Origin of the sequence: Robinsoniella peoriensis (assembly GCF_000797495.1) — a bacterium.
GTDB classification, from domain to species: Bacteria; Bacillota; Clostridia; order Lachnospirales; family Lachnospiraceae; genus Robinsoniella; species Robinsoniella peoriensis.
In genome coordinates, this window is record NZ_JTGN01000012.1 from 114423 (window position 1) to 137848 (window position 23426).

At 41.2% G+C, this 23426-nt stretch carries 18 protein-coding genes; 2 read left to right on the plus strand and 16 right to left on the minus strand.

Annotation, left to right across the window (positions count from 1 at the left end):
• Positions 1-159 precede the first annotated feature (159 nt).
• From QR40_RS30190 to QR40_RS30195, 11 genes are all read right to left on the minus strand, one after another.
• Complete coding sequence (locus tag QR40_RS30190; protein ID WP_052431000.1) at positions 160-5343, minus strand: Ig-like domain-containing protein; 5184 nt, start codon at positions 5341-5343, stop codon at positions 160-162.
• Positions 5344-5510: 167 nt separating this feature from the next.
• Complete coding sequence (locus QR40_RS22045; protein WP_027293949.1) at positions 5511-5990, minus strand: hypothetical protein; 480 nt, start codon at positions 5988-5990, stop codon at positions 5511-5513.
• Positions 5991-6259: 269 nt separating this feature from the next.
• Entirely contained in the window at positions 6260-7294 is a 1035-nt protein-coding gene (locus QR40_RS22050; RefSeq protein ID WP_027293948.1) for an ABC transporter ATP-binding protein, read from the minus strand.
• Positions 7291-8040 carry a tyrosine-protein phosphatase gene (locus QR40_RS22055; RefSeq protein WP_027293947.1) on the minus strand — a complete coding sequence of 250 codons (750 nt, stop codon included), beginning with the start codon at positions 8038-8040 and terminating at the stop codon, positions 7291-7293. The genes QR40_RS22050 and QR40_RS22055 overlap by 4 nt, the downstream gene beginning before the upstream one ends.
• Before the next feature lie 55 nt (positions 8041-8095).
• Complete coding sequence (locus QR40_RS22060) at positions 8096-8911, minus strand: carbohydrate ABC transporter permease (RefSeq protein ID WP_027293946.1); 816 nt, start codon at positions 8909-8911, stop codon at positions 8096-8098.
• Positions 8912-8923: 12 nt separating this feature from the next.
• Entirely contained in the window at positions 8924-9880 is a 957-nt protein-coding gene (locus QR40_RS22065; protein ID WP_044296769.1) for a carbohydrate ABC transporter permease, read from the minus strand.
• Between the two features lie 9 nt (positions 9881-9889).
• Complete coding sequence (locus QR40_RS22070; protein ID WP_027293944.1) at positions 9890-11248, minus strand: ABC transporter substrate-binding protein; 1359 nt, start codon at positions 11246-11248, stop codon at positions 9890-9892.
• A gap of 19 nt (positions 11249-11267) precedes the next feature.
• The gene (locus QR40_RS22075; RefSeq protein ID WP_027293943.1) at positions 11268-12080 is read right to left on the minus strand and encodes a metallophosphoesterase family protein; all 813 of its coding nucleotides are present in this window, start codon (positions 12078-12080) and stop codon (positions 11268-11270) included.
• Between the two features lie 233 nt (positions 12081-12313).
• Positions 12314-12994 carry a TetR/AcrR family transcriptional regulator gene (locus QR40_RS22080; protein WP_044296771.1) on the minus strand — a complete coding sequence of 227 codons (681 nt, stop codon included), beginning with the start codon at positions 12992-12994 and terminating at the stop codon, positions 12314-12316.
• Positions 12995-13073: 79 nt separating this feature from the next.
• Positions 13074-14444: an MATE family efflux transporter gene (locus QR40_RS22085; RefSeq protein WP_044296772.1), complete on the minus strand. Its 1371-nt coding sequence runs from the start codon at positions 14442-14444 to the stop codon at positions 13074-13076.
• A gap of 102 nt (positions 14445-14546) precedes the next feature.
• Complete coding sequence (locus QR40_RS30195; RefSeq protein WP_052431001.1) at positions 14547-16508, minus strand: NlpC/P60 family protein; 1962 nt, start codon at positions 16506-16508, stop codon at positions 14547-14549.
• 332 nt (positions 16509-16840) lie between these two features.
• On the opposite strand from QR40_RS30195, the gene QR40_RS22095 reads away from it, so the two are divergent.
• On the plus strand, positions 16841-18007 hold the full coding sequence (locus QR40_RS22095) for an SAM-dependent methyltransferase (RefSeq protein ID WP_044296773.1): 1167 nt from the start codon (positions 16841-16843) through the stop codon (positions 18005-18007).
• Between the two features lie 42 nt (positions 18008-18049).
• On the opposite strand, the gene QR40_RS22100 is transcribed toward QR40_RS22095, so the two are convergent.
• Both QR40_RS22100 and QR40_RS22105 read right to left on the minus strand, forming a co-directional pair.
• Positions 18050-19138, minus strand: a complete 1089-nt coding sequence (locus tag QR40_RS22100; RefSeq protein WP_052431002.1) for an LCP family protein — start codon at positions 19136-19138, stop codon at positions 18050-18052.
• Positions 19139-19273: 135 nt separating this feature from the next.
• A complete protein-coding gene (locus QR40_RS22105) occupies positions 19274-19495 on the minus strand; it encodes a hypothetical protein (RefSeq protein ID WP_044296774.1) in 222 nt (73 codons plus the stop codon).
• Between the two features lie 222 nt (positions 19496-19717).
• On the opposite strand from QR40_RS22105, the gene QR40_RS22110 reads away from it, so the two are divergent.
• Entirely contained in the window at positions 19718-19858 is a 141-nt protein-coding gene (locus QR40_RS22110) for a DUF6364 family protein (protein ID WP_027293937.1), read from the plus strand.
• Between the two features lie 60 nt (positions 19859-19918).
• Here QR40_RS22110 and QR40_RS22115 read toward each other — a convergent pair whose 3' ends face one another.
• The 3 genes from QR40_RS22115 to QR40_RS22125 form a co-directional block, all read right to left on the minus strand.
• Positions 19919-20767: a bifunctional 5,10-methylenetetrahydrofolate dehydrogenase/5,10-methenyltetrahydrofolate cyclohydrolase gene (locus QR40_RS22115; RefSeq protein ID WP_027293936.1), complete on the minus strand. Its 849-nt coding sequence runs from the start codon at positions 20765-20767 to the stop codon at positions 19919-19921.
• Positions 20768-20886: 119 nt separating this feature from the next.
• A complete protein-coding gene (locus tag QR40_RS22120; RefSeq protein ID WP_027293935.1) occupies positions 20887-21516 on the minus strand; it encodes a cyclodeaminase/cyclohydrolase family protein in 630 nt (209 codons plus the stop codon).
• A gap of 181 nt (positions 21517-21697) precedes the next feature.
• A complete protein-coding gene (locus QR40_RS22125) occupies positions 21698-23383 on the minus strand; it encodes a formate--tetrahydrofolate ligase (RefSeq protein WP_044296775.1) in 1686 nt (561 codons plus the stop codon).
• Positions 23384-23426 lie beyond the last annotated feature (43 nt).

The following is a 23426-nucleotide window of genomic DNA, read 5'->3' on the forward strand; positions in this document are numbered from 1 at the left end:
AAGGCGTTTCGTAGTTGCTCCAACGCAACTTGTGATATATTTTCTCATTATAAGCACTTAATAGCCTTGTGATAATTTCAGCATGTGATTAATAATTGCTTTTATCACTCCATTTGCAAAAAGAGCGTATCAATTGTTCGATACGCTCTTTCGTATATTTTATTTTACCTTGACTTTGAAAATTTTCTTAATTCCATTGCAGCTTACTGTAATATTCGCATTTCCTTTTTTCTTTGTTTTCACAAGTCCTTTACTGGTTACCGTTGCTACTTTTTTATTATCTGACTTGTATTTGATTTTTCCCCCTGGCAAAGCTTTGGCGGATATCCGGATACTTTTTCCTTTTTTCAGGGTCTTACTATATTTCGCCAGCTTCAGACTTGGTTTTTTCACTGTAAGCTTACAGGTCTTGGTGATTCCGTTTGCAGTTGCAGTAATCTTTGCACTTCCTGTTTTTCTCTTAATTGTGATCTTGCCGTTTTTCACAGTTGCAACCTTAGTATTACTGGATTTCCAGATTACCTTTTTACTGCTGCCTGTAACGGCTGCTTTTAGTGTAAAGGTTTTGGCACCTTTTGTATAGAGTGTTAGCTTGCTCTTATTCAGTGACAGAGATGCTGTAGGCTTTGGCACTGGTTTCACTTCTTTTGCTTTGACTGTAATATTACAGATTGAACTTACACTGTTTATAGTTGCTTTGATGGTTATGCTTCCTGGCGCAATGGCATTTACCGTTCCATTCTTATCAACAGATGCAATCTTAGGATTCGAAGATGTCCATTGAATGGAAGTGCCGGTTTCATTTACGAAAGCCTTTAATGTTATTGTCTCTTCAACGGTCATGGACACAGCCTTTTTATCCAGACTTATGCTGGTCTTCACTAATCCTGTTACTGCCTTTTGCAACTGGTTAATTGCCGCCTGAACGCTTTCCAGGGTTCTGTCATCATCCTCTGCAGCTGACTGCGCTTTTCCAATCGCTGTCTGCAAAGCCGCAAAACTTGCCTTCGTATAAATTCCACCGGTATTCTGGATTGCTTTTGCACTGTTAATTTTCTGATTCAGATCCGTCACATCCGGTCTTACGATTTCATGAAGACCCTGAACAGCAATATTCAGTGCATTTATTATGGCGGTAATTTCAGACTCAGATGCCCTTTCTTTGTCATAGACCACCCTTGCCTTATCATAAATATTCTGTAGTACTGCCAATGACTGGGCCGTGTAAATACGTGTTTGTCCAAGATACACCTCTGCCTCTTCCAGTTTTTGCAGAAGAACCGTTTTGTCCGCTCCCTGGGAATCCGCTGTTACCGCTTCCACAGCAAGCTTTAAAACATTTTCCTGTGCCTGAATCTGCGGTTCCTCTGCACGTATATTATTCACCAGTGCAGTTGATGACTGGATTGCTGCGGTGAGTACTCCGTATAGTTCATCGGATGCAGAACCCTGTTCCAGGGAACCAGCCGTTTCAATCAGTGCTTTCAGTACGGTGGTATCTGTTCCGCCGCCATCTTTCCATGCCAGGTTATCCCAGTCTAATTGCAGTCTTGCAAACTGTGTTCCTGCTCCTTCGCTGATGCTTTCCATAATAGGGACGTACACCTGCATCCAGATTTCAGAATCATCAATGGCAACCGGCATTGACATGGTTTTCGGATAGAACTGTCCTTTTATACTCTCATCCAGACCGGTTTCCGGATCATTGTAAGCATCATAGATATCGGTATATTGAGCGTCCACGGTCAGCGGGATTAATTCACTGTCTTCCGATGGATATTCATCTCCTTCATAAGTCAGATATTGTAATCTTGCTAAATATCCTTTTCCAAATGCTGCAATGGTCAAAGGTTCAAAATCCATGGTTATTGTTGCAGTTCCTTCTGCTACAGTAAGTGTGGATGGTTTTATAAGCGCTGCATTTCCCATTGAATCCTGTTGATTACTCGAATGGCGCAGAATTGCCGGGATGATGTAAGTACCGTCTTTCAATACACCTTTTGTATTCTCTATTAATGCATTTATGGCTGCATCTAATAAAGCACTCTGCCGGTCAACTGCTTCCTGGGAGACATTTACATCTTCATTTACAAGAGATGCTGAAATTATCGCTGTCTTCAGGGTATGAAAACTCTCCGTTGTATAGGCACCCTGCTCTGTATAGGAATTTGCCTTCTCAAGTGCTAAATCCAGTGCCGTTTTATCTGCCGCTTCCGGTGTCTGGGATTTCACAAGGGATGCCACCGCCGCCTGCACTGCAGTTACCTGTGCATCTACAGACTGCTGATCCGCATTTCTATCATCTGCAACTGCCTGGGCTTCTGCAATAACTGCCTGTAAATCGGCAAAACTTTCCTCTGTATAGTCTTCTGCCTCAAATGTTTTTGCTTCTTTTAGTGCTTCTCTGAGAGCCTGTTTCTTTACTTCTCCTGGTTTGTCGGCAGGCATCAGTCCTGCTATGGCAGCTTCCAGTAATGTTGTCTGTTCATCAATCTCTGTCTGATTTGCAGCAGCATGATCTGCTATTTTCTGGGCAGTGGTCACTGCATTATGTAACTTTTCCCAGGTATCTGCCGTAAACCCGTCTTTTTCATAAGATTTTGCTTCTGCAAGTTTTTCCATTAAGCCGGTCTTATCCGACTGTTGTTCTTTTACATTCCTAAGATCCAGGAATATACGGCCTTCCTCACTGATATCAGAGAACGATGCCTTTACATTTGTACATGTTACGCTGGAAGGCAGGGTGAGTTTTACCTGTGTAATATTCCCATCTTCGTCTTTCTGCGTAACTTCTGCATCTTTATATGCTTCCCCATCCTGGTAACTGAGACTTGTAAGCCAGATATCACCCGAACCTGCTTTTACTGACTGCAAATCAATAAATGCGGTAACTTTTCCACCTTTAACTGCAAGGCGCGCTCCTTTGATGACACCATTATATTCGCTCTCACTGTTAGAACGCATAATCCAAAGTGCACTGTCTGTTGTATAAATACCATCATTTACAAGGACTGTCTGCTGTCCTGACGGTGGGATCTCTTCCGGAGCTGGATCTAGCGTATCATCTGATACTTTTTTAATATTTGCATAGTCAATAGAAAATCTGGCATCCTGGGAATTGTCTCCGGTTTCAGAAAATCCATCCATGACCGGAACACGGAACCTTACCGGGAATTGTGCTTTATCGCTGGGCAATACAAAATATCCGGTCTTAGGGTAATACCTCCCTGTTCCCTCATTGAATATATCTGTGAGATAAGATCCGTCATCATATTTAAAATATGAGTTAAAGGTTACCCGATGTATCTCACCCTGAGGGTATCCTGCGGCATCGTAAGTTACATCCTTGTCATAATACCACATGTCCGTCATATAAGACTCTAGCAATCCATTGGTCACCATACGGTAATCCAGCCACATGGTCTTCACACCGTCTTTCACTACGATTTTCGCTGTTTTGCCAACGCATTTAGAAGACATGGACTGTTTTCCTTCATCCACGATATGCCATACGGTAACAGGGACAGTATAGGTTCCATCTAAAAGCTCTGGTGCATCCTGGTCTGCATTTTTAACTTCATATAAGGCATAATTTGATATGTCGTTGGTCTGGATTACATAATAATCCCCTTCCACTTTTCCGCCCTGAACGCTTAAGTCCGGACCCTCTGCTGCCATTCTGAATAACTGGATTCTTGTCTTATCCCAGTCATCCGGTATCTTAAACTTAAAAGTTACTTTTTGTGTTGGTTTTGTTATCTTATTCTCACCGCTTTGTATATAATAGCGGAAAGCCAGTATATTTTTGGCTATGCCCCCTATATTATTATCGATATCATCATATAAATCCCACTCATCCGGATTATCTGTAACTTCTTCTGATTTCAGCGTGGCATCTTCAGAGACCACATAATTGTTGCTTTCCAGTATGGTGCCTGACTGGGGATCTTCCAATGAAATTGTTTTGACATCCAGTTGGGGGATCATATCATAGGCGCGATATGTGGTACTGAGGAGATTCGATATCAGCAAGTACCTTTTTCCAAAAATTAAATCTTTATAATTTTCGTAAACAGCCGAAAATTCACCTTCATCCGTCAAGTTTATAAGATTCTTATTCCAGTCGTATAATTTTACCGGATCTTTAATCTGTTCCTGCTGCTCTTTGTTATCAAACCTGTAGGTCAGAGTCATCTTTCCCTGGGAAATTGTATATCTCCCCAACTCATCCGGGAAACATAGTGCGTCAGCCTCATAAAGCACTCCTTTACTGCAGCCCGCTTCTCCTTCACTATCTGCAAGCGGAAGCTCCTGCATTTGCTTTATGCTGCTTACATCTAAGGATGCCAAAAAATAATTGAACAGATAATATTCTTCGTCATTCTTCTCTACAGAATAAACAATGTCTCCATAGATATCCTGGGATAAATCGTTCACTTCAAACGAAACATAAACGGAATCATCAGAATCCTCTTCCATTTTCACATCCGACCAGAAATTATCATTTTCAGCAGAAAATCTATTTATAACGTTTGGATGTAAATTGCTCTCCAAAGGATTGAAGTTATGTAAAAATCCTTTCGTTCCAAAGTTATAAAGTAAAGTCCAGTCATCAGCTGTCTGGTTTTTTTGATATTCGGGTTTTAATACCTCTATGGACTTCATATCAGAATAATGGTAAATCTTTAATGTTAATGTATATTTACCGTCTTTTGCCGTAATCATCCCATTTTTCACAATCGGGACCGGAATTTCCTGTGTGAAAAAATCAACACTTTTTTGAAAATTTCTCCAAAGGGATAAGCCCACGGAATACACTCCGTCTTCTAATGTGGTAGTATCTGAATTCACCGGTACCAACTGATCGATGGCTGCATTTAAACCGCCAAGAAACATGGCTGCCATGGGCTCCAGATATTCATTCCCCTCTATCCCCTGCATAAATTCCGAAAAATAATTCCAGGAAGCCGGCGTATAATCTTCTTCCTTCAGGGTTTTTGCATAACTAATTCTCTCCAGCAATTGCTCATAAACTGTCTTTTCCTTTTCTTCCAACTGATCCAGATACGCAGTAATGGAATTTAGATAATGTTCAATTACACTCTCCGGATAAGTAGCTATGTCCGGATTGACCGCCATTTGATCCAATACATACTCCTTAAATGGTTTCCACGTTTCCGGTGTGTAATCTTCTTCTTTTAGAGTCAAAGCATATTCCAGTTTTTCTTGAAATTGTTCCAAAACGGTTTTTTCCTCCGCTGCAGATACATCCAAAGAAAAACAAGTCATAACCATGACCAATGCGAGCATAACAGCTATGCCTTTTTTTAGTATTATTTTCATGATTTCCTCCCGTTTTTTTCTTTTCTAAACAGTAATTAAGAAGAATTTACGTATAAACGAAAATTCTTCTCAATTTGTGATATCGATAATCATATACATTCACAAATATTTTTTATGATTACTTATACCTTAAACAACCAATGCTGATTTATATGGATACAATATTGCTATTCTGCATGGTTTTCAATCACCAGATCACCGATAGAATTCATTGGCATCAAATTTAATACGCTGATTGTAAAATCACCTATTATCTTTAAATTCTCTATATCTGATACAGGACCCGTGTAAGTAAATATAAGAGCATCCGTTTTACCATTACCGTCCCGGTCTGCTACCACATTCACATCTTTATTGATTACACCATCCCCATCCGTATCCATATATACTTTTGTGAGAGACCCGCTCATCCCATAAGCCTTAAAACCTTCATCTACATTTACCGTAACCTGAATCCCACCTGAAGTCTCAGTATATACAGCATCCAAAAGTGCCCCATCACCCATGGATAATGTCGTAGTACCTGTTTTATACAATTTTGCATCAAATGGTCCCTGCTGTTCTGCTGCAAATGCAGTCAGTCCCATACTAAGTGTCATGCTTCCTGCTAATCCTGCTGCGAATAATTTTTTTGCAATTCTGTTCATAATGTGTTCCCTCCTATTTGGGTTAAATATAAATTATTAGTTCCAATTAGCACTTGCTAACTGGTTGTCATTATATTACTGCATATTTTTAATTGCAATACTTATTTTCGTTGCTTTTGCGCACCGTTTATATCCATATATTTCCATAACTCACCGCAGTTGCTAATGAAATCAGGGTTGTCTCACGGCAACAATGATATTTTTTCTCAAAACAAAAGCAGCTGCAAACAGGATTTTACCCATTTGAAGCTGCTTACAGGGAAATAACTTTAAATGCCATTTATAAAATCCGCAAACTTCCTCTGGCAGATCTTATCCCCCTGAATCCGGTCCCCTGCTTCATCAAAATAAAAAATATGTTCATAAGGCAGACAAACATCTGCAAGCTTATCCTGATCTTCCCACAAGCAGACGGATTTCGCCTTGATATTGCCGATTTCGGTTCTCACACTGTATATACTGTCACTGCCCAGCTGCTCTACCGTCTTTATTTCGCCCTTTAGATGAATTCCTTCCATCAGCGGTTGATTTAAGCTAACGTGTTCCGGCCTGACCGCAACGCTTCCCATATTCCAATGGATGATATTTGCCGGAGGAGAGCCTATGAATCCGGCTACAAATACATTGCGCGGATTGGTATAAATCTCCCTTGGAGTCCCCTGCTGCATGACGATTCCCTGATTCATGATCACAATATTGCTCCCCATAGACATCGCTTCCACCTGATCATGGGTTACATACAAAAAAGTAGTTTTAAGCTGCTCATACAGCATCGTTATTTTTTCCCGCATCTGGTTTCTCAGTTTGGCATCCAGGTTAGACAGGGGTTCATCCATGAGAAATACTTTTGGATTTTTGACCACAGCTCTTGCAAGAGCCACTCTTTGCCGCTGGCCCCCGGACATCTGTGCGGGACGCTTATCCGCCTGATCCGTAAGCTCTACCATCTCCAGCGCCTTTTGCACCTTTTCTTTCCGCTCTGCCTTAGGCACTTTCTTCACTTTTAATCCGTATTCTACATTTTCACGCACCGTCATATGAGGGTACAGCGCATAGTTTTGAAAAACCATCGCCAGTTCCCTGTCTTTCGGTTCCACCTTTGTGACCAGGCGCTCTCCAATGCAGATATCCCCGGCATCCGCTTTTTCTAATCCGGAAATGATGCGGAGCAGCGTAGATTTTCCACAACCGGAAGGTCCTAACAACACCGTAAAAGATCCGTCCGGTATCTGAATAGATATCTCTTTTAATACCTGAATGTCCTTAAAATTCTTTACGATATTTTTTACTGCTACACTGCTCATCTTATACTTCCCTCCATTTTCCTCTGAATTGCATACATCTCTTCCCTGTCCAGATTCAGGCTTTCCGTATATTTTCTCACACTGCCATACTGTCTTTTCAGATATTGAATAGTCTGCTCCATCTCTTCCGGTCTGGAGGCGAACAGATACTCCGGCATTTTGATTCCCGCACTTAACAACTGTTTCTTTTGTTTTTCAAACAGAGGCCTTATATTTTCTTCGCTGGCTGCATAATCTGCAATGATCAATTTTTCCTCTACCTCAGCCAGATCCAATAGCAGCATAGCAATAACTCCCGTCCGGTCTTTACCTGCAGTACAGTTAAATACCACTGCCTGGTGAGGATAGCCGGCGATAATGCTCATTACTTTTGCAATCTCTTCCTTACTGTGTTCCAAAAGTTCAATGTAAAGCCCCGCCATACTATCCGGAAATCCTCCCTGCAGCCCATTTGACTGGATCTGATCCAGTAACGGCACCTGGTGATAATCTACATCTGCTGCATTGCAAAAAACACAGGGAAGTATTTGCACCTCCTGACAGCTTCTCAAATCAATAACTGCCGCTATACCGGCTTGTTTTAATTTTTCCTGATCCTGTCCGGTGAGGCTGTGCAGCCCGTCTGCCCGGTACAGTTGGTTCTGTACTAACTTCTCCCCCCTGCAATTAGTATACACACCTAAATCCCTGACATTGTATGCCATTTCTAAATCCAGCGGTTTTGATACTTCCTGATTGTTTAACATAATTTCATCCTCCATCTGTAAAAGTCCGGGCGTATTTTATCTTCCGGCACCTTCATTATTTGATTCCCCATTTCATAAAAGAGTCCACAATATTTTTCTGCAATACCATATAGATCAGAAAAATCGGAATACAGGATACTGTTGTAGCTGCCATCATGGATCCCCACAGATTTACATCAGAACTTACAAACATTTTAAGCCCAATCTGTATGGGCGCCTCTTCCAGCTTCTTAGCTATGAGCATGGGCCACATGTAATCATTCCAGGAATTGATAAATAGCAGGATTCCAAGTGATGCGATGGATGCTTTCATGCTCGGCAGCACAATATCTTTTAATATCTGAATCTCCCCGCTCCCATCCATTCTTGCCGCATCGATTAAGGCTCTGGGAAAGGACTGGAACGCCTGGTACATAGAAATACAGGCAAATGCCGATGCCAGATAGGGAAGTACAATGCCGAACAGCTGTCCGTTCAGGCCCATATTGTTGATCTGGGTATAATTGGGTACCATAATTGCCTGGAAAGGGATCAGCCAGGTTAAAGTCAGCAAAGCATAGACCAGCCCCTTCCCCCGGAATTCCCATCTGGTAAGGGCATAGGCTGCCAGTACCGAGGTAAATACCTGTCCGGCTGTTTCAATGATACTGATTACGATGGAATTAAATAGCATTTTCAGAATCGGCATTTGAGAAAATGCATAAAAATAATTATTTAAAGTAAATTCTTTGGGAAGCGGCAGGTAATTAAAAATTTCTGCCTCACCTTTTAAAGAAGAGATAATCATCCAGTATAACGGAAAAATTGCCAGAAAAGATAACAGGATCAAAAGACCATGCTTAACGCCATTTAACATTTTACGCTTCATCATCTTCGCATCCTCCTAATTGTCATAAAAGGCATATTTTTTTGTAAGCCTTTGCATCGTCAGTGCGATGATTCCAAATAAAACGAGAAACAGTGTTGCCGCTGCTGCACACAGACCTACATTCAGATCTCCAAACGCAAACTTATACATCATATAATAGATATTGGTTGAAGTTGCAAAGGGCCCACCCTGAGTCAGTACATCGATATAAGCAAAAGACCACTGGCTGGAAAAGAGTACGCTGACCATCAGCATCAGCATTGCGGTGGGTGACAGTAAAACCAGTGTCATATCAAAAAACCTCCGGATACTCCCTGCACCATCTAATTTCGCAGCTTCGTAATACTGTGTATCAATCCCGCTTAAGGCAGAGGAAAACATCAGGGTGCTAAATCCAATCATTTTCCACCCGGAAATCAGTATAATCATCAGTCTGGCAAATTTCTGGTCTGCAAAAAAAGCAATACTCTCCCCGGTAAGCCCCATTGTCTGCAGTAAATGGTTCACTAATCCATTACTAGGATGCATCAGCCATTGAAAAATAATACTCACGGCTACCGGAGCCATAATCATGGGAATAAAAAAGATTGCACGGTAAATCTTTTTTGCCTTTTCGTTTAAGTCCTGTGTAGCCGCGGCTATAAAAAGCGGCAGTACAATGGAAAACGGCAGCATCCCCAATATATAAATAAGGGTATTTTTAAGCGCAGGAACAAAGTCTTTGTTATGGAATAACTTTACGAAATTTTGAAATCCAACATACTCAGGCACAGTCCCCGGCACCATGCTCCATTTGTACATGCTGTATTGCAGAGTCTGCAGCAAAGGTTTGTAAGTCCAGAAAATGATCAGTCCGATAGCCGGCAGGAGAAAGAGATAGGGTTTTATCCCTCCCGGAATTCTCTTTCTAACAGTTTTTTCCGCGGCTGATGATGCCGCCGCATATTTTTTCTCCAGAGATAATGTACTCATTCGTTCCTCCTATTCCAACAACTGGTTAATGTTACTCTGGGCTTTTTCCAAAACCGTTTTAACATCAGCATCTGTGGTTAGTGCCTCCACCGTTGCATCTCTAAAAATGGTGAACGCTTCATTGGCAATACCGCCGGGCCAGATGGTAACCGGACGAATTTTCTTTAACTGGTCCAGATTCACACGAAGGAGCGGATACTGGTCCACAAAATCTTTCAGATAATCCGGATCATCAGCAAGCTCCGTTCGAAGAGGGAGATACCCGATTTCCGAAGTGATAATTGTGTAGCCTCTCTTTCCTGTTGCAAATTTGATAAATTCCCAGACTGCCTGGGCTTTCTGATCAGTATCCGGGCGTACAGCCAGACAGCTTCCGGAGTTCACCGGTACAGCCTCATTTCCGTCAAATCCTGGCATAGCAGCGCCATACAGTTCCCATCCTCCTGCTTTTGCTGCACTTGCAAAACCGCTCAGCACCGAAGTAGATTGTATATGCATTGCAACATTTCCCGCCATAAACTGCTGCATCAGATCGTTATCCGTACCTTTTGCACCGCAGCCTTCCGTAAAAAACTGTTTCCATATTTCAAAAGCTTTGACTGTGTTATCCGCAGCAAAAACTGCTTTCGTCCGATCTGCATTGATCATATCCGATCCGCTGCTATATACGATTCCTTCTGTCACCCAGCCATTATCTGCCGCCAGGCCAAACCCATCCTTACCCGTCTTTTCTTTAATCATCTTAGCCATTGCAAGCATCTCATCCCAGGATTTCGGTGGTGAATCAGGATCTAAACCGGCATCCTCAAATAACTTTCCGTTAATGTAAAGAATTGGAGTGCTGAAGGTAAATGCAAGGCCATAAGTCTTATCATTAATCTTTCCAAGAGCCAGTGCGTTTTCAGCAATCCCATTAAAATGCTCCTTTAACTCTTCTGCAGAAAATACATCTTCGTAAGCTTTTATCCCCAATGATTCCCTGGATGCATCCAGAGTTCCGAAGGTATGCTGAATAATATCTACCTGATTGCCAGCCTGTATATCCGTTTTAAATTTAGTCATATCATCAGGGACACCCTCAACTACTACCCCTTTTTCTTTTCCAACCGTATCATTGAATTCCTGGATCAGGTGCTCCATACCTGCCTTCATGGTCGGATAATTCAGACTGTAACTATAAAAAGTAACGTTTGTGGGATTCGCCGGATCCAGAAGATTCTGAACTGCCACATCATTTCCTTTAGCAGGACTTCCTGCTGCTTCGATACCTTTTGGTGTACAACCTGCAAGAGCTGTCGTTCCTACTATAATCGCCGCAGCAAGCGCTGTCATTCTTTTCCACATAAATCTCTTCTTTTCTCTGCCCATTTTATTTTCTCCTCCTGAGTTATTGCAATGCTTTCTTAAATGCTGAAAGTTCAAAGGTCACATATGCCGCTGGCTTTGGAGTACTTGTTTCATAATGCACCTGAAGCCTGCCGTCATTGATTTCACAAAGGCAATAACCTGTTTTATCCGTAAAGCTTAACATCTGTCCCTCAATTCCCAGCCCAAATGCCATGGAATCTGCCGTGATCTGAGGTATATGCTCCAGATAATTTAAACTGTTTGCATGGGTATGACCACAGAAAATCCCCAGCACATCACTGTTCTTCAATATATCCCACATTCTGTTTGTGATCTGCATTCCCAATTCTTTTACTTCCCACTCCACCGGATGATGAAAAGTAATGATCGAACCTACCGGTGCTTTTTCCGCAAGAATGCCTTCCAGCCATTCTACCTGCTCTTCGCTGATATATCCGCTCTCTTTCCCAGGTACCGCTGAATCCAGCACGATTACCCGAAGTCCGTTTATCTCTTTTACATAGTACAGGGAACGGTCATCCGGCTCCATTTGAAGCCCTTCCCGAAATTCCAGTTTTTTGTCGTGATTTCCAAGTGTATAGATCACTTGGGTCGTAGGCATACAGGAGCATACCATATCATTCAGATACCGGTAATCCTCTCCGGTTCCTTCGTGTACCAGATCCCCGCTGATTAAGACGAAGTCTAACTGTCTGGCCTCCAGTTCTTTCAGGCTTTTTTCCAGATTAGCCGAAGGGCTTCCGGCTTTTTCAAACAAATCTTTCATTTGATTCCCACTATAGTCTTTGCAGATATGAGTATCTGATAAATGTGCAAATCTAATTTTTTCCATATATTCCTCCTGGTATATTCTTTGCTTGTTCTTATCTACACTCTTATCTTAAAGAACTTTTGTAAATTATACATGCTGTTCAATGTTAAGTTTTTGTAAATTAAACATAGTGTTCATTTTTCATTTTTTGGAAATAAACCGGATCAAAATATATTTTTGCATACAAAAACAGGACGAACTGCGTTTATTCTTTTTGCAGTTCGTCCTGTTTTATTTAATGTGCTGACTACTCGTTACCTTAACAGATTTTGCGCCAGTTTTGATTCGTATCCGTCTTTTTTGGCAGCCTCCAGATATCCACGTAATATTCCTTTTAGTACCTGCAGTGCCGACAGATTATATTTCAGCGGCAGACTGTCCCGATTATTATTAACAATATGAATCGCTCCCAGCGTGCCATATACCAGGGAAACACAGAATTCCTTACTGTCCAGTTCCTCACGGACAGAACCATCATGGAAATTTTTCATAAGGAATGCCACGGTAGACCCAGAAGTTAATCCGGTAGTCTCGTAAAGTTCCTTAGTAAATCGGGTATCCGGATATAATTTATTATTTAGATACTCCTTACTGAAATGAAAAAAGAATTTGTAGTAATCCGGTAGTTTTTCAAATACATCTACCATATTTTGCAAAAACAATGCTATCTTTTCATAGGTCGACAAACCACTATCCATGAACTTCTCTTGCTTCATCTGATTAACCTGCTTGTTAAAATCAATATAGATTTCCCATGCAATGGCATCCCTATTCTCAAAATAGCGGTAGACCGTGGCACGCATCAGATTACTCTGCTGCGCAATCTGCGACATACTGACATCCTTAATATCCTGCTCTAAAAATAATTCTTTCGCCTTTTCCAGTATAAAAGCCCTTTGTTTATCACTGTGTTTTACATATTTATATTCCTGCACGATCCCACACCTTCAGTCTCTCTTTTTTATTTATTATAGCGACTGATCAAAAAATATACAACCTGTTTCTTTTTCGTATTTAATTTAATGCACTATTTTTCCCTGATAATTCCGGCAGCACCATACAAAGCATGGTAATAAAGCATGCCAGGCCCCCGATAAAATTTGAAACCGGTTCTGCGATAAACACTCCCTTTACTCCAAGGCTTCCAATCTGAGGAAGCATAAGGGTCAGTGGTATCACGATAACAGCTTTGCGCAGCAGCGAAAAGAACACCGCCTGCTTTGCCTTTCCGAGAGATACGAAAACTGTCTGCCCTGCAAACTGCAGTGCCATCATAAAAAAACCAAAGAAATATAATTGAATGGCTTCAACACTTGCCTGTATCATTTCAGGCTCATTATTAAAGATACGGATAAAAAATTCCGGAAACAGTATAAGTATCAGCCAGGATACTGTAGTTATAACTACACATACTACAGACATAAATCGAATTGCTTTTTTCACCTGCCCAAAATTTCCGGCACCATAATTAAAGCCTAATACCGGGGTCGCCCCATTCGTAATTCCCTGCACCGGCATGCTTAAAATTTCCCGTATGGAGTTTAAAATCGTCATCACTCCAACGTATAAGTCACCGCCATAGGACTGCAGGCTTGCATTACAGACCACCTGTACTGCACTGCTAGTAACGGACATAATGAATCCGGACAGTCCCAATCCTACAATCTCCCTAAGTCGATGCCATTTCACTTTCATCGTCTTCAGATGGAGCTTTAAGATCGCCCGTTTTCCAGTCAAAAATTTCAGAACCCAGATTGCTGAGAGAAACTGGGAAATAATCGTAGCAAGCGCCGCACCCTTTACCCCCATACCAAATACAAAGATAAATATAGGGTCCAATATAATATTGGTCACAGCCCCCAGTAAAACCGTCAGCATACCCATCTGTCCAAATCCCTGGCTATTGATAAAGCTGTTCATTCCAAGTCCAATCATCACAAAAACGCTGCCACACAGGTAAATCATAGTATAATCCCTGGCAAATGGATAAGTCGCGTCACTCGCCCCAAAAGCATATAATATAGGTCTGTTAAAGATCAGTCCTAAAATCGTAAGCAAAACACCGCAAAGTATCATCATGGAAAAGGATGTACCCATTATCTTCTCTGCTTCCCGGATTTCCCCCCTGCCACGTTCAATGGAACAAAGCGGAGCCCCACCCATACCGAATAAATTTGCAAATGCCGATACCATTGTAATAATCGGAAAGCAGAGACCCAGTCCGGTAAGTGCCAGAGTACCCTGTTCCGGTATTCTGCCGATATACACCCGGTCAACGATATTGTACAAAAGGTTAATTAGCTGTGCCATGGTCATTGGCACAGCTAATTCTAATATATTCTTATAAACATTTCCTTTGGAAAAGTCCGTCTGATGTGCCTTCATATCCTTCCCCCAAACTTATCAAACATTCTATTTTAACCATAATTTATAAGCGCCGTACTTCATTTTCTGAAATACGACGCTCTTTATCATCTTTAACGTAAATTAATTTGCCATATATACATTCGTATACTGTACGCCAAAATTAACTGCTTCCTGATGGTTATTGAGATAAATATCCACATGACCATAAGGTGTGCCCCTGTCTTCAACGGTATAGATCTGACCATTAATTACTAGTCTGGTTCCAAATGGAACACCTGCCATAGCTACGGTTCGTCCCTGAATTGGCATTGCACCGCTGGCTGTAGGACCTCCGGACCACTGACCGCAACAAATCGGGCAGCTGCAATATGCTGTTAATTTAAATGTTCCCAGAAGCTGTCCGATATCGGAATCGCTTGCTGAAGTATACTGACCTGTATTATTGGAAACCAGTTCCACATTGGCTACATCATCATCTGATATGATTCGGGTTGCCCAGACAGCTTCACCCGTATTAACATTAGCATTTACAATACCGGTTGCCGTACTCTGTGCCTCTACAGTCTTACCATCTCCTATATACATAACGACATGGTGAATATAACCATCCCTGGCATAGAAAATCAAATCACCCGGTGCTGCTTCTTCAACTGGAATTTTCATTCCATACTGAGCCTGATCCTCAGCTACACGCGGAAGACTGTAACCGTACTGTGCATAGATACTTTGTACAAATCCGGAACAATCCGCTCCATTTGTCAGACTAACACCACCCCAGACATAAGCATTGCCTACGAACTGCTGTGCAAACCGAACCATAGAATCACGGATGGAACTTGATATTGCACCCTCTTTGGTTGAGGTTAATGTATAGTACAGTACTTCATTTTCTTCCGAGTCAATCAGCTCATCTGCTAAAGCGATTTTATCTTCGCCGGTTTCTTCTACGAGCTTTTCAGCTTCTTTACCCTGCATAAGGAGTTTGCTGCTTACAAATCCCCTCACATCACCGGATTCTACGTAAACCCAGTCTTTTTTTGCATCTTTCAACACATAGCAAAGAGCACCTTTTGGAAGTTTTCCAATGATACGGGATTCTTCTGATTTACCTTCTCTGATATTCAATCCTTCTGTCTTAGCGATTGCATATCTCTTTTTAACTACTGTTGTCTTCGTAGTTGTTTTTGTAAAAGTTAAAGCCGGATTCTTTAAGGGATTCACTAACGCAGTTGCTTTCTGCAACTTTTTCTCTGTCTTTTTCTTTACATAATTATTGGCTTTTTTACCAGTCGTAAGTTTATCTGCTTTTACAAAACCTCTGACGGATCCGGACTCTATGTATGTCCACTCTTCATCTTCACTTTGCAGCACATAACAAAGTCCATTCTTAGGCAGTTTTCCAACTACCGTAGAAGAAGTATCTTTGTCACTGTATACCTTTAAATTTTTCTGTTTTGACAGCGCATATACTTTCTTTACCGTAACAAAACGGAATGAAGATAGAATCTGAGGCGGTATCACGATCTGCTGGTTTGCAACCAGTTCCTGATTGCTGCCATATTGTGAATTATTCGTTTGATTTTGATTGGATTCAGTCTGTTTATTACTCTCAGTCTGATCTTTCTTTTCGGTCTCTTTTTCCGTTCCTACGATTTGAGGCTGCTTATGTAGATCTTCCGTCTCACTTTCTGTAGGTTTTTCTGTATCTGACCCGTCCTGTGAGTTGGATTCTGAATCATCACCCGGATTCGTGCCATCTCCCGTTTCTCCTGTTGAAGGCGTCTCTGTCTCAGTGGGTGGTTCTGTTTCCGGTTTGGTATTTGGCTGTGATTCCGATTCAGTCGGAGTCGTTGGTTCAGTTGGTGTTTCTGATGGTGTATTTGATTCTGATGGCGTTGTCTCTGACGGCTGAGTCTCTGGCGGAACTGGTTCAGTCTCCGGATTTGTTACCGGCTGTGAATGAGCCTCCGTGTGATTCTCTGATGCGACCGTCGTGGGTTCTGCTGCCATAGAAACATTGGGAACTACCAGGGAAAGCGACATAGCTGCAACCATGACCCTGCACAATGATTTATAATGCATATTTTTGTATTCTCCTTTTGTCTCCTGCTGCGAATTTCGTTTTTAATGCTTAAATGCCAAATTGAATTTCATATAATTATGTAAATTAATTCATAATACTAGTATACCTTACTTAACAATTGTGTCAAGTGTTTTATCCCCAAAACATAATTGTTCACAACAAATTCACAATCTAAATCTACATATTTTCAAGATTTGCTGTATATAACCGTGAATTATTGTACAGATTTAATATTGTAAAGTATTTTAATAAGTTTATAATTATTTTGTAAATAATATCATACTGTTTTGGTATTATAAGAAATATCTATAAACGACTGGAGGTAAATTTAATGACATTAACAGAAAACTTTTTAATTCAATTTCTTCAAAGATTTGATGAATATCCCTTTTTAGTAAAGCTAAAAGGAGAAGAACATCTAATCGGTGACGGGACCCCCGCCTTTACGGTCAAATTGCAAAATGATATTCCAAAACAGGAACTGCTAACAAGCACTTCACTCGCCTTAGGCGAAGCATACATGCGGGGTGATCTCGATATAGACGGAGACCTGTTTGATGCACTGGACCACTTTTTGGGGCAGATGGGGAAATTTTCCACAAATCATTCTGCGCTGAAAAAACTAATCTTCTCTTCACACTCGAAAAAGAATCAGCAAAAAGAAGTATCTTCTCATTACGATATCGGTAATGATTTCTACAGCTTATGGCTGGATGACACCATGAGCTACTCCTGCGGCTATTTCAAAAACGCAAATGATACCCTGTACGATGCACAAGTAAATAAAGTTGATTACATTCTCGAAAAGCTTTACCTGCAAAAAGGTATGAGCCTCCTTGACATTGGCTGCGGCTGGGGATTTCTGCTAATTGAAGCTGCTAAAAAATATGGTGTATCCGGACTTGGAATTACACTCAGCAAAGAGCAGCAGAAAAAATTTCAGGACAGGATCAAAGAAGAAGGCCTGACCGGGCAGATTTCTGTAGAATTGATGGATTACAGAGATCTGGCTAAGAGCGGCAGAACTTTTGACCGCGTTGTAAGTGTAGGCATGCTGGAGCACGTAGGACGTGACAACTACGAACTGTACATTAAAAATGTAGACTCCGTTTTGAAAAAGGGCGGGATGTTCCTGCTGCACTATATCAGCGCGCTGCAGGAACATCCCGGTGATCCATGGATTAAAAAATATATTTTCCCCGGAGGTACTGTGCCAAGTCTGCGGGAAATGATTCATATCCTGGGTGATTATAATTTCTACACCCTGGACGTAGAAAGTCTCCGCCGACACTATTTTAAAACCCTTCGCTGCTGGAGCCAGAATTTCAACGAACACCGTGATACGATCAACGAGATGATGGGCAGTGAATTCACCAGAATGTGGGATTTGTATTTAAATGCGTGCGCTGCCACATTCCACAATGGTATCATCGACCTGAACCAGATCTTAATCTCAAAAGGCATCAATAATGACCTTCCAATGACCAGGTGGTATTAGTCCATTCATAAATAGAGTGGCTATACCACTCTATTTTGCTTTTTACTGGATGCCTGTATTATTAATGATCTGATTACTGATTTCCTGCACAGTTGCTGATGGGGTATAGCTTTCCCCGCTGAATAAAAACTGATGAAGCTGAACAACATTATTTGCAAGATTTTTAGGAACCACACAGTCTCCCGCTGATGGAATATCCGCAGTATCTTTATCCATTGGAAAACCTGTGGTTTCTCCCATGTTATAACCGGATATACCTGTTGCCAGCTTTAATATTTCCGTATTAGAAAGGCTTGTAAGGACCATAGGCAGAATTGTATCGATCGCTTTATTTAATGTGAGCAAATCGGTTGTTTTTGCCTTCTGCATCAGCTGTTCTAATACTTTTCTCTGGCGTTCCGTACGTTCATAATCAAGTCCGATGTAACGGATACGGCTGTATGCCAGCGCCTGCATACCATTTAAATGCTGCATGCCCGGTCCCGGAACATCGGGTGTTTCTTTTCCCACAACTTCCCGTCCCTCAACCAGATAACCATTCAGCCACTGTACTTCACCTTCCGTCAACTCTATATCAACGCCGCCTAACAAATCAACTGCTTCTACAAGTGCCTGAAAATCAACGGTAATATAATCACTCAGATTCAAATCCAGGTTTTTGTTCAGCATATTTAAAGACTGCTTTGGTCCTCCAATGGAATATACTTCTGTTGCTTTCTGAAATCCTCCCTGGGTATTATCCAGGTAACTGTCACGATAAACTGATGCAAGTTTGATTTCTTTTGTTTTATTGTTGATACTGCATATCATAATCGTATCGCTGTTTGCCCCTGAAGAAAGACTTCCTTCACGGGAATCCACACCAAAAAATGCAATATTGGTATAGCCGGACATATTTTTAAGTTCAGCCGGATCCAGATTTGTATTGATAACCAGATCCTCTTTCGGGATATCATTACGCTGGATCTTCGCAAATTTCACAAGAACAAACACTGCTGCTGCCCCAACGAGTAAAAGCAATACTAATAAAATAAACGGCCATATTCTTCTTTTCTTTTTTCGCTTAGGCATCCTGCCATTTTGCGGATATCCTCCATATTGGTTATTGTACTGATCTCTTGAATAACTCATAATTTTCTCCTCTCATAAAAGCGGATTATTCAATGCTAAAACTGATGTCTGTGGTATTATAACATTTTTTGACTGCATTCGCTGAGATTTAAAGAAAGATTAAGAAAGCTTAATGAAAATTACCGTTTCAAATGGTCAGCGTACAATCTGGCTTCCGTATGTGAAAATTGTGTTCATGGCTTCGTTTAATTTTTCAGCTTCCGCCCGGTTTCGTGCCATACAATAAAGCTTATACCTAGTGTCATGATCCAAAAGGATATGCTGCATCACGCACAGCTTCTCCACCGGTTTCAATTTGTCCAGCTCCTGATAGAACTGTTCATGAATAAATAAATATTCATTATCATGTTCATCCATAATTCACATTCTCCCCATATCTTTTATTATTTGCAATAAATGATTATAAATTAATATTTTACTATAATGCTCATTATTTTTCAATTATGCTGGTAAAATTTGAAAAATAATCTTATATAATATCCATGTTTTTTTAAGATTCCTGTATCATTTGCACATGGTAAAAACCGAAAGCAGGGTATATAATAATTTTGCCAATTTTTACTACAGGGAGATGAGAAGATGAAAAAAAAGGTCAGCTTAACACTGGAAACAAATGTAATTAAAAAGCTACGGCAATTAGCTGATTCTGATGAGCGCTCTTTATCACAATACATTAACATTGCGCTCAAAGCACACATCAAAAATCTGGGTATCGATTGATAAAAAAAGGAACGGTACCGCTTTTCAGCTTTCCCGTTCCTTTCCAGATCTCATATTTAATTATAAGGTTCTCATAGCCGCTTCCACCACATGTCCTACCAGAACGGAAGTTGTTACACTACCTACTCCGCCCGGAACAGGTGTGATTGCTTCTACAATCGGTTCTGCTTCATCATATTTTACATCGCCGCAGAGCTTGCCTTCCTCATTCACATTGATTCCAACATCAATTACAGTCTGTCCTGCTGACAAATAAGAACCATCTACTACACCCGCACGTCCTGCAGCTACAATCACAATGTCGGCTTCTTTTACAACAGAAGGCATATCCACTGTTCTTGTATGACAGATCGTTACGGTAGCATTCTTCTTAATCAGCATCATAGCCGCGGGTTTTCCTACTACCAGGCTTCGTCCCACAACAACCGCTTTTTTACCGGTACAATCGATTTTATAGTGATCCAGTATTTCCATACATGCCTGTGGAGTACATGGAGGAAATCCCTGTTTTGTTCCGGCAAACACACCCACCATAGAACCATCTGTAATTCCGTCTACATCTTTCTCCGGATTCAAAGCTTTAATAACTGCATCTTCGTCTAAATGCTTTGGCAATGGACGGAAGATCAAAATCCCGTGGATTTTCTCATCTTTATTCACCTTATCTAAGGTTTCCATTAATTCTTCCTGTGATACATCTGCAGGGAGTAAGAATTTTTCATAAGATACGCCCAAAGTTTCACAGCGTTTTGTTGCACCTCTTTCATAAGAGACATCATCCGGTCTTTCCCCAACACGGATAATTCCAAGAGTAGGATTAATTCCTTTTCCTTTTAGCGCTTCTGCATCTGCTTTGATTTTTTCATTTAAAGCTGCCGTTACTTCTTTTCCAAGTAATTGTTTTGCCATTTTTATACCCATTGCATATTGCAGATTTCCTGCAATACTGCCACAATTAAAACAAGTTGAAAGAATTACAGCGTGGCTTCCTTTCTATTTCATAATTTTCTTCCAACTTTCTCTTTCTCCTATTTCAGTCTTCCAAGCACACTCTGAAAGATTTCGTCTGCAAGACTTGTATATTTCTCTAACATCTCATCTGCCTTTTTATTTAGTTCTTCGGCATACTCTCTGTTCTTCATAGATTTCGTATTAATATATACGTTTAAGCTGGCACCTTCTAATGCTGCTTTGCAAAATGCTGCGCCAACACCAGCATCACTGATGGCAAGTGTACTTCCTTTTGCTGCAAATTCTACAATAATATCAATTGCTTCACAGCATTTTTCCATGATTTCCATGGGTACGGAACAGGCATCTTTTAAAACAATTTCCATTACACGTGCTTTTTCTGCTTTTTCTTCTTCGGTTTCACGGGGCATACCGTATGCTTTGGAAAGGGGCTCGAAAACTTCCGCATCTCTCTCGATTAATGTCAAGAAATCTTTCTGAAGCTGGTCGGATTTTGCTTTTAACGCATACATTTCCTCTTCCACTTCTGCATACTTCTTCTTACCTACAGTTAAACTTCCCACCATATTTCCCAGTGCTGTGCCAATGGCACCCACTAATGCTGATGCTCCGCCACCGCCCGGAACCGGAGCTTTGGATGCTAATACTTCTACAAATTCATTACATGGTACAGTTGAAAATCCCATAATACCCTCCTACATGTTTTTTTAATATGGGGCGTAATATATGAAATACTACGCCCCATTTCGGACTTATCACTATAAAATTCTGCAAATCAAAGCTTTTCCAAGCTTTATCAATAGATTCTAAAGATTGTCTGAAAATTGCTTTCTGTCAGCTGCGCGGAAATGAATTTTCAAACACGCTCTAGAACAATCCGGAAATCTTTCCTGTCTCGTCTACGTCGATTCTTTCTGCTGCCGGAACTTTTGGAAGTCCTGGCATGGTCATGATCTCTCCTGTGAGGGCTACGATAAAGCCTGCTCCTGCGGAGATCTTTAAGTTACGTACTGTTACTTCAAAGTCTGTCGGTGCGCCAAGCTTTGTCTGGTCATCTGTCAGACTGTACTGTGTCTTAGCAACACAGATCGGGCAGTTCCCGAATCCAAGGTTTTCCAGTTCTTTCGCCTGCTTCTGAGCATTTGCTGTGAGAACTGCTTTCTTTCCGCCATATACTTTCTGTACGATTGCATTTAATTTATCTTCGATACTTCCTTCTAATTCATAAGAATAGTGGAATTCACTTGGCTCTTCTACCAAACGGATTACTTCTTTTGCAAGAGCTTCGCCGCCTTCGCCGCCTTTTGCCCATACTTCAGAAAGTGCTACGTTTACACCAAGTTCTTTACATTTTGCTTCTACCAGGTCTAATTCAGCCTTGGTATCCGTTGGGAATGCATTGATTGCCACTACGCATGGAAGWCCGTATACATTTTTGATGTTGCTTACATGTTTCAGTAAGTTTGGCATACCGTTTTCCAGTGCTTCTAAGTTTTCGTTATTCAAGTCAGYCTTTGGAACGCCGCCATTGTATTTTAATGCACGCACRGTTGCTACGATAACAACTGCGGAAGGGGTAAGCCCTGCCATACGGCATTTGATATCCAGGAATTTCTCYGCTCCAAGGTCAGCGCCGAATCCTGCTTCTGTGATTGCGTAATCACCCAGTTTTAATGCCATCTTTGTTGCAATTACAGAGTTACAGCCATGTGCGATATTRGCAAATGGTCCGCCGTGAACGATTGCAGGCACGTGTTCCAGAGTCTGAACCAGGTTTGGTTTCAGAGCATCTTTTAACAGTGCTGTCATAGCGCCCTGTGCATTTAAGTCGCCTGCGGTTACCGGTTTCTGCTCTGCAATTTTTCCATATGTATATCCAACGATAATCTTGGAAAGTCTCTCTTTTAAATCTGTGATATCTTTTGCCAGACATAATACTGCCATAATTTCAGATGCAACGGTGATATCATATCCGTCTTCTCTAGGCATTCCGTTTGTCTTTCCGCCCAGTCCGTCTATTACATTACGAAGCTGGCGGTCATTCATATCCACACATCTTCTCCAAGTGATCTTTCTTGGGTCGATGTTTAATGCATTGCCCTGGAAGATATGGTTATCCAGCATCGCTGCCAGTAAGTTGTTGGCTGCACCGATAGCATGGAAATCACCTGTAAAGTGAAGGTTGATGTCTTCCATCGGAACTACCTGTGCATAGCCGCCGCCTGCTGCGCCGCCTTTTACGCCGAATACCGGTCCTAAAGATGGCTCACGAAGCGCAACCATAACGTTCTTGCCCAGTTTTTGTAAACCATCAGCCAGACCTACGGTAGTTGTCGTTTTTCCTTCACCTGCCGGAGTCGGGTTGATTGCTGTTACAAGAACTAATTTTCCGTTTGGAGCATCACTTTCTTTTAAAAGGTTGTAGTCAATTTTCGCTTTGTATTTACCATATTGCTCCAGATATTTTTCGTCAATACCTGCTTTTGCTGCAATTTCTGTAATTGGGGACATGGTAGTCTCCTGTGCAATTTCGATGTCTGATTTGTAACCCATAGAAATATCTCCTTTCAAAACTATCCGTCCAATGTTTTCCTGA